This is a genomic window from Thiohalocapsa marina, from assembly GCF_008632335.1.
Classification (GTDB): Bacteria; Pseudomonadota; Gammaproteobacteria; order Chromatiales; family Chromatiaceae; genus Thiohalocapsa; species Thiohalocapsa marina.
The window spans coordinates 59,776-74,003 of record NZ_VWXX01000003.1 but is presented as its reverse complement, the minus strand read 5'-3'; the positions used below and the strand labels follow the sequence as shown (position 1 = coordinate 74,003).

General features: G+C 64.1%; 11 protein-coding genes, 1 pseudogene and 2 riboswitches. Of the genes and pseudogenes, 2 read left to right on the top strand and 10 right to left on the bottom strand.

The features are described from left to right. Positions 1 to 171: 171 nt before the first annotated feature. The 3 genes from gorA to F2Q65_RS03210 all read right to left on the bottom strand — a co-directional run bounded on the left by gorA (position 172) and on the right by F2Q65_RS03210 (position 4,378). The gene (gorA, locus tag F2Q65_RS03220) at positions 172 to 1,533 is read right to left on the bottom strand and encodes a glutathione-disulfide reductase (RefSeq protein WP_150090362.1); all 1,362 of its coding nucleotides are present in this window, start codon (positions 1,531 to 1,533) and stop codon (positions 172 to 174) included. 155 nt (positions 1,534 to 1,688) lie between these two features. After that, entirely contained in the window at positions 1,689 to 2,423 is a 735-nt protein-coding gene (locus F2Q65_RS03215) for a glutathione peroxidase (protein ID WP_150090360.1), read from the bottom strand. A 320-nt stretch (positions 2,424 to 2,743) separates the two neighbouring features. Continuing rightward, the gene (locus F2Q65_RS03210) at positions 2,744 to 4,378 is read right to left on the bottom strand and encodes an alpha-D-glucose phosphate-specific phosphoglucomutase (protein WP_150090358.1); all 1,635 of its coding nucleotides are present in this window, start codon (positions 4,376 to 4,378) and stop codon (positions 2,744 to 2,746) included. A gap of 200 nt (positions 4,379 to 4,578) precedes the next feature. Here F2Q65_RS03210 and htpG point away from each other — a divergent pair, with 200 nt between their 5' ends. Next, positions 4,579 to 6,525 carry a molecular chaperone HtpG gene (gene htpG / locus F2Q65_RS03205; RefSeq protein ID WP_150090356.1) on the top strand — a complete coding sequence of 649 codons (1,947 nt, stop codon included), beginning with the start codon at positions 4,579 to 4,581 and terminating at the stop codon, positions 6,523 to 6,525. Between the two features lie 131 nt (positions 6,526 to 6,656). Here htpG and F2Q65_RS03200 read toward each other — a convergent pair whose 3' ends face one another. Beyond that, entirely contained in the window at positions 6,657 to 8,156 is a 1,500-nt protein-coding gene (locus tag F2Q65_RS03200) for a GNAT family N-acetyltransferase (RefSeq protein WP_150090354.1), read from the bottom strand. 353 nt (positions 8,157 to 8,509) lie between these two features. Here F2Q65_RS03200 and F2Q65_RS03195 point away from each other — a divergent pair, with 353 nt between their 5' ends. After that, entirely contained in the window at positions 8,510 to 9,583 is a 1,074-nt protein-coding gene (locus F2Q65_RS03195) for a PDC sensor domain-containing protein (RefSeq protein WP_150090352.1), read from the top strand. 315 nt (positions 9,584 to 9,898) lie between these two features. Here the strand turns inward: F2Q65_RS03195 and F2Q65_RS03185 are convergent, their stop codons facing one another. The 6 genes and pseudogenes from F2Q65_RS03185 to F2Q65_RS03165 form a co-directional block, all read right to left on the bottom strand. Further along, on the bottom strand, positions 9,899 to 10,516 hold the full coding sequence (locus tag F2Q65_RS03185) for a trimeric intracellular cation channel family protein (RefSeq protein WP_150090350.1): 618 nt from the start codon (positions 10,514 to 10,516) through the stop codon (positions 9,899 to 9,901). Between the two features lie 29 nt (positions 10,517 to 10,545). Further along, a riboswitch (glycine riboswitch) is annotated at positions 10,546 to 10,644 on the bottom strand. Between the two features lie 3 nt (positions 10,645 to 10,647). Beyond that, positions 10,648 to 10,741: riboswitch (glycine riboswitch) on the bottom strand. Positions 10,742 to 10,750: 9 nt separating this feature from the next. Beyond that, complete coding sequence (locus F2Q65_RS20365) at positions 10,751 to 11,017, bottom strand: hypothetical protein (protein ID WP_170265495.1); 267 nt, start codon at positions 11,015 to 11,017, stop codon at positions 10,751 to 10,753. A gap of 67 nt (positions 11,018 to 11,084) precedes the next feature. Next, positions 11,085 to 11,267, bottom strand: a pseudogene (locus tag F2Q65_RS19855) (arsenical-resistance protein); the annotation flags it as partial. Positions 11,268 to 11,313: 46 nt separating this feature from the next. Continuing rightward, positions 11,314 to 11,487 (bottom strand): hypothetical protein, encoded by a 174-nt coding sequence (locus F2Q65_RS19385; RefSeq protein WP_170265493.1) that lies wholly within the window; start codon positions 11,485 to 11,487, stop codon positions 11,314 to 11,316. Between the two features lie 157 nt (positions 11,488 to 11,644). Further along, entirely contained in the window at positions 11,645 to 12,364 is a 720-nt protein-coding gene (locus tag F2Q65_RS03170) for a polysaccharide deacetylase family protein (RefSeq protein WP_342782210.1), read from the bottom strand. Between the two features lie 294 nt (positions 12,365 to 12,658). Further along, on the bottom strand, positions 12,659 to 13,744 hold the full coding sequence (locus F2Q65_RS03165) for a glycosyltransferase (RefSeq protein ID WP_150090348.1): 1,086 nt from the start codon (positions 13,742 to 13,744) through the stop codon (positions 12,659 to 12,661). Positions 13,745 to 14,228: the final 484 nt, after the last annotated feature.

The window sequence follows — 14,228 nt, the reverse complement described above, 5'->3', positions numbered from 1 at the left end:
GGGCCGGCGTCTGGCACCGGCCGCCCCATTGTGCGTCGTCGGACGGCCGGAAGACAATGACGGAAGCCATTTCTTCCAGGCCCGGCCAAGACCTGGCCAAGACCTGGCCCGGACCTGATCCGGATCGCAGAGCCGGCTGCCGCTGCCAGGTCGCGGCCCCGGAGACCGGGCTTACTCGTCGGCGTTGGGCTCCTTCAGCGTCACCAGCTCCTCGGCACTGACCGGGTGAATGGCCACCGTGTTGTCGAAGTCGGCCTTGGTGGCGCCCATCTTCACCGCCACGGCAAAGCCCTGGAGCATCTCGTCGACACCGTCGCCCACCATGTGGATGCCCACCACGCGTTCGTTGTCGCCGGTGCACACCAGCTTCATGGCTGTGCGCGGACCGTGGCGGTTCAGGGCATAGCGCATGGGCTGGAACTGGGTCTGGTAGACCGTGACACGCTCGCCGGTGTCGCGGGCCTGGGCCTCGGTCATGCCGACACTGCCCACCGGCGGATGCGCGAAGACCACGGTGGGAATGTTGTCGTAGTCCAGCCGGCGCTCGGGCTGGTTGTCGAACAGGCGCTCGGCCAGACGTCGACCAGCGGCGATGGCCACCGGCGTCAGGGGTGCGCGCCCGGTGATGTCGCCCAGGGCATAGATGCCGGGGACATTGGTATTCTGGTAGGCGTCGGTCGGGACGATACCGTTGGGCTGCACCTCGACGCCGGCTGCCTCCAGGTTCAGCTCCCGGGTGTTGGGCGCCCGGCCCACGGCCCAGAGCACGGTGTCGAAGCCGGTCAGGGCCTGCCCGTCGCGATCGATCACGGCGATACCGTCATCGCGCCGCTCCAGTGAGCCAACGGCGAAGGGCAGGTGCATCGCGATGCCTTCCTGGGCCATGTTGTGGGCGACCGTCTCGCTGACCATCGGATCGAACGTCTCCAGCACGCGGCCCTCGAGGGCGACGACGGTGACCTCCGAGCCCAGCGCCCGCAGCACGCCGGCGAGCTCGACGCCGATATAGCCGCCACCCACAACACAGACGCGCTTCGGCTGCTGCTGCAGCTGAAAGAAGCCGTCGGAGGTGATTCCAAGCTCCGAGCCGGGCACCGGCGGCACCACCGGACGCCCGCCCGTGGCGACGACGATATGCTCAGCGGTGTAGCGTGTGCCGTCGACCTCGACGGTGCGGGCATCGACGAAGCGCGCCCGGCCGTTGATCAGGGTGATGCCTTCGCCGGCGACATAGCCGTTCCAGTAGTCCAGGATGCCGGCGATGAAGCCCTCGCGACCGCTCACCAGGGCCTTCCAGTCGACGCCCTCCAGGTCGGCCAGCACACCGTAGTCGCGAGCATCGCGCGCACCCGCGGCCAGGTTGGCCGCGTACCACATCACCTTCTTCGGCACGCAGCCGACATTGACACAGGTGCCGCCGAGCTTGTTCGGCTCGATGATGGCCACGCGCTGGCCGAAAGCGGCCGCCTTTTCCGCGACCGCAAGTCCGCCGCTGCCGCCGCCGATGGCGATGAGATCGAAATGATTGTCCATGTTGCAAACCCCATTGAGTACTGCGTTGGTTGGGACCGGAACGACCGCCCTGAAAACGGCAACCCCCGGACAGGGCCGGGGGCAGCATTCAGTCATACGGCTGACGGCAACGGCTCCCCCTCAGGGCAGCGCCGCCAGACGCATTCGGCACCGGATCAGCGGCTCGCCAGCCACTTCTCCAGGTCGTCGGAGCCGCCGACCTTCTGGCCGTTGATGAACACCTGCGGCACGGCCGAGGCACCGGCCACAGCGCGCAGGGTGCTCTCGCTGTAGTCGCGGTTCAGCACCAGCTCCTCGAAGTCCATGCCGGCGTCCTTCAACGCCGTCTTGGCCTTGGCGCAGAACGGGCAGCCGGGACGGGTGAACACGGTGACGTTGGCCGGCTTCTCGGCGTTCGGCGCGATGTACTCCAGCATGGTGTCGGCGTCAGACACCTTGAACGGGTCGCCCGGCTCCTCCGGCTCGATGAACATCTTCTCGATGGTGCCGTCCTTGACCAGCATGGAGTAGCGCCAGGAGCGCTTGCCGAAGCCCAGGTCGTCCTTGTCGACCAGCAGACCCATGCCGTCGGTGAACTCGCCGTTGCCGTCCGGCACGAAGCGAATGTTGAAGGCCTTTTCCTCTTCCTGCCAGGCGTTCATGACGAACGAGTCATTGACCGACATGCAGACGATCTCGTCAACACCTGCCTTTTTCAGGGCCGGGGCCAGCTGATTGAAGCGCGGCACGTGGGTGGACGAGCAGGTGGGCGTGAAGGCGCCCGGCAGGGAGAAGACCACAACGGTCTTGCCCTTGAAGATGTCGTCGGTGGTGACGTCCTTCCAGTCGTGACCCTCGCGGGTGCGGAAAGTGACGTTGGGAACCTTCTGACCGGTACGATCCTGCAGCATGGCTTGCACTCCTGATGATGGGTGGTGGATGGGTTGGTAGAAACTGTTAGTCGGGCTGGCCCTGGCCGCATCAGGACGGAACCGGATGGCGTGGCGATCATCGCGTCGACCCGGGCCGAGGCGAAGAATGCCAGCGACGGACTGATCTGAAAAATCGAATATTCAAATCGGTCCGATCGGCTCAGGCGATAAGGCCGGCGATACCACGATGGGTTTCACACCCATCGATGCGCTTTGGATCCGGCCCTGCCCGACCTCAGGCAACGTATGGGTATCTTGGCCCGAGACAACCACCCGAGCCGAAAAAAGCCGCTACCGCCTCACGTGATCACATCCGGCTCGGCGCGGCCGGTGCGCGCCTCGATCTGGGCCAGTTCGCGGGCGATCAGGATCAGCGGCGCCAGGGCCTCCTGCACCGGCTGCTCGTGCCGGGCCGGGTCCGGCTCGTACTGTTCGATGTAGACGCGCAGCGTCGCGCCCTGGGTGCCGGTGCCGGACAGGCGCATGACGATGCGCGAGCCGCCCTCGAAGCCGATGCGGATACCCTGACGCGCAGACACGCTGCCGTCCACCGGGTCGGTGTAGCTGAAGTCATCGGCATAGGCGACGGTATGGTTGCCAAACCGCTTGCCCGGCAGGTCAGGCAGCAGGATGCGCAGGTGGTCCACCAGGTCGCCGGCCGCGTCGCTCTCCACCGCCTCGTAGTCGTGCCGGGTGTAGTAGTTGCGCCCGAACGCCCGCCAGTGCTCGATGACGATCTCGGCCACGGACTGCCGGCGCACCGCCAGCAGGTTGAGCCAGAACAGCACGGCCCAGAGGCCGTCCTTCTCGCGCACGTGATCGGAGCCGGTGCCGAAGCTCTCCTCGCCGCACAGGGTGATGCGCCCGGCATCCAGCAGGTTGCCGAAGAACTTCCAGCCCGTGGGCGTCTCGAAGCATTCCACGCCCAGCGCCTCGGCCACACGGTCGGCGGCCTGGCTGGTGGGCATGGAGCGCGCAATGCCGCAGATGCCGGCCTTGTAACCGGGCGCAAGGTGGGCGTTGGCGGCCAGCACCGCCAGGCTGTCGCTGGGGGTGACAAAGAAGTCGCGGCCGAGGATCATGTTGCGGTCGCCGTCGCCGTCGGAGGCGGCGCCGAAGTCCAGCCCGTTCGGCCCCCGGGTCAGTTCCACGAGTTCGCGGGCGTGCACCAGATTAGGGTCCGGATGACCATGGCCGAAGTCCGGCAGCGGCTCGCCGTTGATCACCGTGCCGGGTGCGGCGCCGAGACGGCGCTCCAGGATCTCCTTGGCATAGGGCCCGGTGACCGCATTCATGGCATCGAAGGCCATGCGGAAGCTGCCGCTATCGAAGAGTTGCCGGATGGCGTCGAAGTCGAACAGCGACTCCATCAGCGCGGCGTAGTCCGACACCGAATCGATGACCTCGACGGTCATGGCACCGAGGCGTGCGCTGCCGACCTGGTCCAGATCCACTGCGTCCGCATCGATGGTCAGATAGCGGTCGATGGTGGTGGTGCGCTCGTAGATCGCATCGGTGACTGCCTCCGGCGCCGGCCCGCCGGCATCGATGTTGAACTTGATGCCGAAGTCCTCGTCCGGCCCACCCGGATTGTGGCTGGCGGACAGGATCAGCCCGCCCTGCGCCTGGTACTTGCGTATGATGCACGAGGCGGCAGGCGTCGACAGGATGCCGCCCTGCCCCACCAGCACCCGAGCGACCCCATTGGCCGCGGCCATGCGCAGGATGATCTGAATGGCCTCGCGGTTGTAGAAGCGTCCGTCGCCGCCCAGCACCAGGGTGCCGCCTGCCAACCTGGTCTGGGTATCGAACACCGCCTGGACAAAGTTCTCCAGGTAATGCGGCTGCTGGAACACCCGCACCTTCTTGCGCAGACCGGACGTGCCCGGCTTCTGACCCTCGAACGGCGCGGTGCTGACGACTGACGCTTGCATCTGCATTTCCCTTGAAATCGAGTTGATATGCCTCTATCGACGGGAGCCGATAAAGCTGGAATGCGCCAATTGTAGCGGCTGCAGGCCGCGCGCGAACGATGGATTCGCACCCGGCAGGCGGCTCGCTGCCACCACGGCGAAGGCTGCATCCGCCACTGACCCGACCGTAACGACTGCAATCTTAAGGAACCTTACCGACCATGACCGTAGACGCCCACAAGGAGACGCTGGAATTCAAGGCCGAGGTGAGCCAGGTGCTCGACCTGGTGATCCGCTCGCTGTACTCCAACAAGGAGATCTTCCTGCGCGAGCTGATCTCCAACGCCTCCGACGCCGCCGAGAAGCTGCGCTTCGAGGCCCTCACCGATGACCAGCTGTTCGAGGACGACCCGGACCTGCGCGTGCGCGTGCTGGTGGACAAGGACGCCGGCACGGTCACGGTATCCGACAATGGCATCGGCCTGAGCCGCCAGGAGGTCATCGATACCATCGGCAGCATCGCCAGTTCCGGCACCCGGCGCTTCGTCGAGGCACTGCAGAGCCGCGAAGGCGGCAGCGATGCGGCCGGCGACAACGCCCTCATCGGCCAGTTCGGCGTCGGCTTCTACTCCGCCTACATCGTCGCCGACAAGGTCACGCTGATCTCGCGCCGCGCCGGTCTGACCGCCGAGCACGGCGTGCGCTGGGAATCCGATGGCCGCGGCAGCTACACCCTGGAGACGGTCGAGAAGCCCGGCCGCGGCACCGACGTGATCCTGCACCTGAAGGACGACGAAAAGGAATTCCTCGACGCCTGGCGCCTGCGCAGCGTCATCGGCAAGTTCTCCGACCACATCGCCGTTCCGGTGGAGATGCAGAAGGAACAGTACGAGGCCGAGGACGAGGAAAAGGAAGCGCAGGCCGAGGACAGGGCGCCGGAATTCGAGCAGGTCAACCGCGGCACCGCGCTGTGGATGCGCAGCAAGTCCGACCTGTCGGATGACGACTACAAGGAGTTCTACAAGCACATCTCCCACGACTTCGAAGAGCCCCTGGCCTGGGCGCACAACCGCGTCGAGGGTACCAACGAATACACCACGCTGCTGTACCTGCCCAAGCGCGCCCCCTGGGACATGTGGGACCGCGAGCAGAAGCACGGCGTGAAGCTCTACGTGAAGCGCGTCTTCATCATGGACGAGGCGGACAAGCTGCTTCCGCACTGGCTGCGCTTCGTCAAGGGCGTGGTGGACTCTGACGACCTGCCGCTGAATGTCTCCCGCGAGATCCTGCAACATAACCGCAAGATCGACACCATTCGCGGCGCCAACGTCAAGCGCATCCTCAGCCTGCTGGAGACCATGGCCAAGGACGAGCCGGAGAAGTACCAGCAGTTCTGGGACGAGTTCGGCAAGGTGCTGAAGGAGGGCCCGGGCGAGGACTTCGCCAACCGCGAGCGCATCGGCGGGCTGCTACGCTTCTCCACCACCGTCAGCGAGGGCACCGAGCAGAGCGTGTCGCTGGACACCTACATCGAGCGCATGCAGGAGGGCCAGGACAAGATCTACTACATCACCGCCGACAGCCCGGCGGCGGCGCGCCACAGCCCTCACCTGGAGGTGTTCCGCAAGAAGGGCGTCGAGGTGCTGCTGCTGTCCGACCGGGTGGACGAGTGGCTGGTGTCGCACCTGCACGAGTACAAGGGCAAACACCTGCAATCCGTCACCAAGGGCAAGCTGGACCTGGGCGAACTGGCGGACAAGGAGGCGCAGGAGAAGACCGAACAGGCCGAGAAGGAGCACGGCGATCTGCTCAAGCGGCTGAAGGAGAGCCTGGGTGAGCGGGTGCAGGAGGTGCGTGTCTCCACCCGCCTGGTGGACTCGCCCGCCTGCATCGTCGTCGGTGAGCACGACATGAGCGCGAACCTGGCGCGAGTGCTCAAGGCCGTGGGCCAGGAGGCACCGGACATGAAGCCGACCCTGGAGCTGAACCTGGAGCACCCGCTGGTGAAGCGCCTGGAGGCCGAGAGCGACGGCAGCCGGTTCGACGACCTGGGCATGATCCTGTTCGACCAGGCCCAGCTCGCCGAGGGCGGTCAGCTGGATGATCCCGCCGCCTTCGTCGGTCGCCTGAACAAGCTGATGCTGAACATGTTCATGAGCGGCGGCTGAGGAAGCAGACGCCTCCAGCGGCCAGCCATCAGCCTCCAGCCCGCCGCGAGCGGCTGGCGGCTGGCGGCTGGCGGCTGGCGGCTGGCGGCTGGCGGCTGGCGGCTGGCGGCTGGCGGCTGGCGGCTGGCGGCTCAATTATTCGGGTCCCGCTCGCTGACGTAGCGCAACAGCGCCGCCGTTTCCGGGCGTTCGATCACCAGGTCGCCATAGTCGATCTGGATGCCGTTGAAATATTGCATCACCAGCGCATCGCCACCCCGGGTCTCGGGCAGCACGCCGGTGAAGAAGAAGCCCAGCTTTTCCGCCTCGGCGCTCACCCAGGGAGTGGCCGGGTCGGTCATCCGCAGATACATCTCCACCAGGTTGATCTCCTCCCGCCGCACCCGGCGCAACTCCTGCTTCAACAGGCCGACCAGGTCGCTGCCGTACTGATCGAGGTGGATCTCGCAGAGGGAGCGCGCCGAGTTGATGCTGGCCTTGAGCAGGGTGCGCTGGTCTGCCGCCGGCGGCTGGCCCGCGCCCAGCAGCTCGAGCGGGATCTGCAGACGGGCATACAGATCGACGATGACGTCGCGGTGCTGCTCCGGCAGATACAGGCGGCGTTGCTGTGGCTGTCCGAACAACCGGATGCCCAGCACATCGGAGTTGCGCTGCGCCGCCTGATCGGCAATCCCCTTGAACGACAGCGTTCTGGGCGAGTGCGCCAGCAGCAGGCCGCAGTCGCGAAAGCCCAGCTTGGCGACAAATTTTTGCGTGAACGGATGCACCGTGACCTGCTTGGTGTAGATGCCACGCAGCCCCATGCGCTCCGCTTCGCGCTCCAGAAAGGCACCCAGCTCCCGGGCGATGCCCAGGCCGCGAAATTCATGCCGGGTGACGGCGATGGCCAGTTCCGCCGGCAGGTCGTCGCTGAACAGCAGGGCGTTATGCCCCGCAACCTCGCCGGTCTCCTTGACCACCGCCACCGCCGAGAGCAGCTGGCCGCTCGCGTTCATGGCCGCAATGCGCTCGGGGTAGTAGACAAAATCGCCGGCGTACGAGTAGCCGTAAGAGTCGAACACGGCACGCGATACGGCAATCGCCTCCTTCGGCCGCATGCGGCGGATGTCGTATTCCACCGTCGGCGGCGACGGACCGGTATGCGGCGGCGGACCGGCCCGGGTGTGGCTCTCGTCGGGCGGCGGCCGCGTGTCGCCGATGTGCGGCGTCGCCAGGTACTTGATCAGCGACACCTGCTTTCCGTCGTGGCCCAGGTTCTGATAGCTGTACCTGTCCATCAGCTGCTTGATCAAGAATTCACCCAGACCGCGCCCGGTCTGCTGATCCAGCGACACATCCGGCTGATAGTCGGGATCCAGCGTCGGATCCCAGGGCACACCCTTGTCGTGCACGCAGATCTCCAGGCCACCGGCGACCTGCCGACAGACGATATCGAAACTGTGCGTCTCGCCGGGCGGGAACGCGTGCTGGATGACGTTGGCGGCCGCCTCCTCCACCGCTAGCTCGATCCGTCTTCGGTCACCAGGGCCAAAGCCGGTGTACTCGGCAATGGCACGCACGAAGGCCAGCGCAGCGGGCAGATAGCCCAGATCATTCGGCAGGCTGATGGCGGCGGTGTCTTGACGGTTCATCGGCCCTCTCCCTCTTGTTCAGGCCCAAGGATGCAAGCGACATCGATCTCGGCCTCTACCCGCAGCAGTCATCGGCTGCCGCCTGTTGCCGTCGGCGGCTGCCGGCATCGGACGGCGTCCGGAGGCCCATTCGATTCAATGATAGACGCTATTCGCCAGCGGGCGATCCGAGTGCTGGCATGGCACGCGGGCGAATTATCAACGACCAGGCCGACCCGAATTCGCTCCGGTCGGCCTTTTCAGTTATAACGATCGCAATCAGCGTTCCAATCAGTCTTCCGTCCGGTCATGTCGAACCGAACGCCAAGGGAAGCCGCACTGCCAACAGTCCGAGCAATAGAGGATTCCAGGCCATGGCCAACAGACGCAGCAAGACCACCCTCTCGGCGCTGACATTGATGCTGATCGCCATCGGTTTAGCAAGCCCGGTGGCGAGTGTGGCCGATTCCAAGCAGCCGGCAGCCCTGGCTCATTTGGCGGCAGATCGCATCGATGCCGTCTTCCGCGATCTCGCCGCCAGTACAAGAGCCATCGGTGAGGAGTACCGCAGACTCGCCGCCGAGCCAGCGCCCATCGCCGACACCGAGCGCGCCGCCTGGCTCGCGCGTGCATCGCGCAGTGGCAATACCACGGGCTTCAGCAGTTGGCCCGAGCTCACCGAGACGCCACCGTTTCAAGCCCCGTTTCCGGGCCTCTATAGCTACAAGGATGAAACGACGCTATTCGACAGCACGCTGCGCCAGCTACAGGCACTCAACGCCCTGGTGCCGGTGTTGCGCGCGACCTACAACAGCGCGCCCTATTCCTGGGTCTACCTGACCACCGCGGACGATCTGATGCTGATCTATCCCTACGTGCCCCTGGCCGAGGCCGTGCACAATCATCCGCCCACACAGCAGCTGTACTATCAGGGGGCCGATTTCAAGCGGCGCCAGGTGGGCTGGACCCTGCCCTATCTCGACCTGGTAGGGACCGGCATGATGATCACCGCCTCCTATCCCATCTACCATGGCGACCAGCTGCTGGGCGTTGCCTCGCGGGACATCACGCTGCGGCAGCTGGCCCAATCGGTGCTATCGCATCTGGTGCACCCGAACGGCGGAACCGCCTATATCGTCGACGCCCGCGGACTGGCCATCGATGCCGCCGATCCAGACCTTTCGGCAGAAATCGAGCAGGTCAACACCAAGAAGAAGACAGCCGCCCTGTTCTACCGCAGCACCGACGCCCTCGCGGCCCTTGACCTCGCGGACGCCGCCAGCTCGCGCTTCGACTGGATCAACACCATCACCGACCAGGTCCTGAGCACGCACGCCGAGCAGCGCAGCACCGACCTCATCGCGCTGAACGTCGCAGGTCGGCACGTAATCGCTGCGCCCATCGAGACCACCGGCTGGCTCTTGGTCATGGTCGGCCCCGCGGACTGAGTCGACACCCGGGCGCTCAATACTCATCGGAGTGCGGCACTGCTGTTCGCGCTGGCCCAAAAGCCGCTTGGCCGCCCAGCTGCCCAGCCAGCCGCAGAAGTCACTCACGCACAGCCTCACGATTGCGCTCGCGGGTACGAAAACGGTGCACCTCGATGGTGATGAGGCCGTCGCGGTCCGTACGCTGCCCCCGGCACGAGGTGGTTCAGTACCAAGCTTTTGACATCGCAGCTCTCGGACACCGCGCCGACGTTGGCTCCCCATCGGCCAGTACCAGGGTAAAAAGGGCGCGTGAAGACACCCTTTTGTGCCAGATCAATGCCAGCGTCCAGGATCGTAACTGAACGTAGGCAGCTTCAAGCCCCAGTACAGGGCAGCAATACGCATTGTCAACCCGAATGCGAAGGAAGCTGCAAGGTTGATATCCTGGTGTACGCCCAGAGAGTCCAGCGCCAGGTAAAGCACGGCCACCAGAAAAGAAACGCTGGCGTAAAGCTCCTCCCTGAAGACAATAGGCACACGCTGGCACAGAACATCACGGAGAATTCCTCCGAAGATGCCCGTAATCATGCCTGCCATGATCACGACTACCAGGTTGTATTCGAGCCGCAGCGCCACGCTGCAGCCAATAATGGTGAACGCGACCAAACCCATTGCATCCAATAACAGAAAAAGCTTGCGCAGGTGATGCATAAAGCGGGCTATAACAACCGTCAGCAGACCTGCCGACACGGTCAGATAGATATAGATAGGATGCTGAGTCCAGGTCACAGGAAAGTTACCCAGCAAGATATCACGGATGGTGCCGCCACCCAGTGCAGTCGTAAAGGCAATGACACCAACACCGAAGATATCCATGTTGCGGCGTCCGGCTGCAAGAGCCCCCGACATACCTTCAGCAGTGATAGCGATCATGTAGATATAGGTGAGCACGAAGAACCTCCCGCAGAGGGGTTGAATTCGTCTCTCCCTCTGTCCGGCTACCTGAGAGTTTGTGCAGAGAACTGCATTGCCCCTTCGGTGGGTTGGGTCTAGGCCAACCTCTCTCCAGTCGACGAGTATTGGTTGATTCCGCAGTACATCTGCCTGAGCGATTATGGGAGTTTGCGCCTTCGGCGGGATAGCGGTGAGCACTATCCACTCTCCTGCAGTTGGCGGATTATAGTCTCAGCGAATGAATAAAAACATCAAGGATCCGGAGGCGAACGGCGCGTGGAGTCGCTTGCGCGCCGCGGCAAGCGTCTGCTGGGGCTGACCGCCCCCGGACAAGAGCTGCTGCCGGTCGCCGAGCGCATCCCGCTCGATGTGCAGAACATCAAGCGGCTGGGCACGCAGTGCGCGCAACAGGACACGGAACATCTGGCCATCGCCACCACCAAGGCCCGTTATGCCCAGCCACCGGTGGTGGGCGCAGGCGAGCGAAGTCTTGCCCACGCCGCCCTTGCCGGTGAAGAAGAGATGGCGGGTGCGGGTTCTGCGACTGATCGTGGCGGTCGACCCGCATCACCTGCACCTTGATCGGCACTCCGACGATAGTGGCCAACGCCGCGCCTGACTGGAAGCCGAGCAGCGCGATCGCCGCCGCCACCGCCAGCTCGAAGAAGCTAGAGGCCCCAATCAGCGCCGAGGGACAGGCGACACTGTGCGTCTCGCCCACCGCGCGGTTGAGCCAGCAGGCCAGCGCCTTCGCAGGTTCGAACAGGGGCGCCCGTGGACCAGGCCGTGACTGTTCAGTCTTTTTTCTCCTCGCGCAACATCATGCCAAGCTCATACTCCAGGTTGTAATGGCCAAAGACCTGATTGGCCTCACGATGCAACTCATCGAACAGCTCGGCGGGATCCTCCCCGGCAGCGATGCGCTCTTTAACAAGGGTATCCAGCGCTTCTTTAAAGCTCTTTGCCATGTCGATTCTCCCAGTCTCTATTTGGTTATCGGCGCAAACCGAGAAGCAGGCCCGATGCGATGATCCACCATGTCGGCGACATCATCAAGCCGGTTCTGCCAACGAGACGCTGATTTTTTGCCAAGAGGCCAATAAATCAGCGTCTCCCCGGGTTAGGTTATTCGATGCACTCGGTTCGGGTCTCGCCCGAATCGAGCGCCGACGGTGACCCGGCCGACTCTGCCTCCGCCATCACGGCCCGCCAACGCACCAACTCCGACTTGGGGGCATTTTTAACAACCACCTTCCAGGCAAAACCGGCGAGGCTGTCGCCAAAGGAAATCGCCTTGCGCGGCAGGACCAACGGATGATCTGCTGGTGTCGCAGCACCACGCAGACAAGTGGTTGCACTTGCATAACCGACCTCGCCGGCAAGGCTGACCGTGGCGCGGTTAAAGCTGCCGAAGGGGTAGCAGAGATGCCGCACGTCGCTGCCCAGCAGATCCTGCAGCGCCTTGCGGCTGCCCTCCAGTTCCCGCAGCTGTGCATCGGCGTCGAGCTCCCCCAGCTTGGCGTGACTGAGTCCATGGGAGCCGACGCAGACACCGGCTGACTGAAGTTCGCGCAGTTGGGCCGCGCTCAATAGCTCTGGCTCCAGGCGACCCGGCTCATGCCGGGCCCAAGCCATGCGCCGACCAAGCCAACCACTGATCGCGTAGACGACTGCTGGAAAACCGTAGGCCTGCAGCACCGGCAACGCATGCTCGCGGAAATTTCGATAACCATCATCGAAGGTCAACACCACCGATCGCGGCTTCAACCTGAGCTCGCCCCGCAAACCAGCAAGGGCCTGATCCAGGGACAACACCGAAAAACCGCCCTTGGCCAGAAACGCCATCTGTCGCCGGAAACGGCCGGCATCGCAGTAATTGGCCCGATGGGAACGCATGGGGGCAAAGTACCCCACTTGGTGATACATCAGAATGGATAGTCTCGGCTGCATGACGTCAAGGGATCCACTGAGGAGACGCTGATTTATTGGCCTCCCTGATCCGATCCAGGCCAAAAATCGGCACGCAATTCGAAAACGCGGTTTCCGAATCGCTTCATTTTCAGCGGCGTGCGCCGCTAAAAATGGCGGGGCCTCCTGCCCCGCACTGGAAACGCTGAATCAATCAGCGTTTCCCTAAAACTATTCGCTGAGCAAGCGGCGGTATAGGTTCAGATATCGATCCATGATCACCGCCTCGGCGAACTCATCCGCGGCACGGCGGGCCCCCCCCCGAACCAGAGCCGAACGCAGCGACGCATCGCCGAGCACTCGCCGGATGCCTTCTGCCAAGGCCGACGCATCCTCGCAAGGCACGCACCACGCATCCTCGCCATGATGCGTAAGCTCGCGCGCACCGCGAAAGCGCGTCGTCACCAGGGGGCGCTGCCAGGCCCAAGCCTCCAGGATGACATTCCCCAAGGTCTCAGGATCGTTCGACGGGAACACCACCAGGTCTGCAAGCTGCAGAAAAGGGGCGGGATCCTCCTGCCACCCGGCCCAGATGACACGATCCTGGAGCCCGGCGTCGCGTGATTGGCGAATGAGCTCAGAAGCCAAGGGCCCATCGCCCACCAAAATCAACCGCCAGGGGCGGCCATCAATTTCGTCTGGCACATCGGTCAACGCTGACAGCAGCACCCGATGCCCCTTGACTGGCACAAAGCGCCCCATAGTCACCAGCGCCCAGGCATCCGCGGGCATGCCCAGAGACATCCGCAATTGATCAATCTCCGCATCGAGCCTAGGCCGCGGAGCATTGACGAAATTGTATATATGATAGACCCGCGCTGGAGGCAGCCCTTGGGCAACCATCCAATCACAGAGGCCGCGGGTGTTGCCGATCCAGGCGTGGGCATGACGATACGGACTCAACTTATAGTAACCACCAAGGCGGGCAACATGGACTGCGCCTCCCCCATTCGACAGCCGCGTCAGTCGTGTCGCACGCCCCATATAGGTTTGCACGATTGACGGCCGCAAGCGTCGAATCAGACGCGTGACGGCATGCCGCGAAACCGGGTCCCAGATACTTCTGAATGGCAGGGAGTACAGGGGCAGTCCACCCATGTCCAGTTCAGCCACGGTGCTTTCGGCACGGACCCCCACCGCGGCCGGCGCATCGCGCTCGGCCAGCGCGCGGGCAAAGCGCTGCAGCCAGCGCTCGGCCCCACCGGAGGCCTTGCTCCCTATCAGGTGCAGACTCGATGGCCAGGGCGAGCAAGTCACATCATCGCCAATTCACAATAAACTGCGGGCTTGCCATCGACCATTACATCGACCGAGAACGCTTGTCGGACCAATGCATGCTCCGCAGCGCCCATGCGCCGACACGCCTTGATATCGCCAAGTAGTAATCGCCCTGCCAGCGATCCCTTGCGAACAGAACCAGCCGCAGCCGCAGAAAGGTCTTGTTCAAGGTCGGCACCAAATACATCAGGCAGGACCCAATGACACTTACGCTCGATGAGCTGGTTTTACACGCGTCTGGTGTACATTCCGGGCGGGCCTTGATCATCGTTCCGGCCACCTCCCGAAGTAGAGCACGTAGGGTGGACAAGCGCAGCGCCGTCCACCAGCGGCAGCGCCAGCGCGGGGTTTGGTGGACGGCGCTGCGCTTGTCCACCCTACCGGCTACGGGCCGGCGCGATGATCAAGCCCTTCAGGGCGCACCGAAAGGACGGACCGCGATACCGCCCGACAGCCAGGTACT

What these genes read in the sequence shown, in the direction of transcription:
- gorA (WP_150090362.1), bottom strand. Translation starts at nt 1,533, where the DNA reads ATGGACAATCATTTCGATCTCATCGCCATCGGCGGCGGCAGCGGCGGA.
- F2Q65_RS03215 (WP_150090360.1), bottom strand. Translation starts at nt 2,423, where the DNA reads ATGCTGCAGGATCGTACCGGTCAGAAGGTTCCCAACGTCACTTTCCGC.
- F2Q65_RS03210 (WP_150090358.1), bottom strand. Translation starts at nt 4,378, where the DNA reads ATGCAAGCGTCAGTCGTCAGCACCGCGCCGTTCGAGGGTCAGAAGCCG.
- htpG (WP_150090356.1), top strand. Translation starts at nt 4,579, where the DNA reads ATGACCGTAGACGCCCACAAGGAGACGCTGGAATTCAAGGCCGAGGTG.
- F2Q65_RS03200 (WP_150090354.1), bottom strand. Translation starts at nt 8,156, where the DNA reads ATGAACCGTCAAGACACCGCCGCCATCAGCCTGCCGAATGATCTGGGC.
- F2Q65_RS03195 (WP_150090352.1), top strand. Translation starts at nt 8,510, where the DNA reads ATGGCCAACAGACGCAGCAAGACCACCCTCTCGGCGCTGACATTGATG.
- F2Q65_RS19385 (WP_170265493.1), bottom strand. Translation starts at nt 11,487, where the DNA reads ATGGCAAAGAGCTTTAAAGAAGCGCTGGATACCCTTGTTAAAGAGCGC.
- F2Q65_RS03170 (WP_342782210.1), bottom strand. Translation starts at nt 12,364, where the DNA reads ATGGCGTTTCTGGCCAAGGGCGGTTTTTCGGTGTTGTCCCTGGATCAG.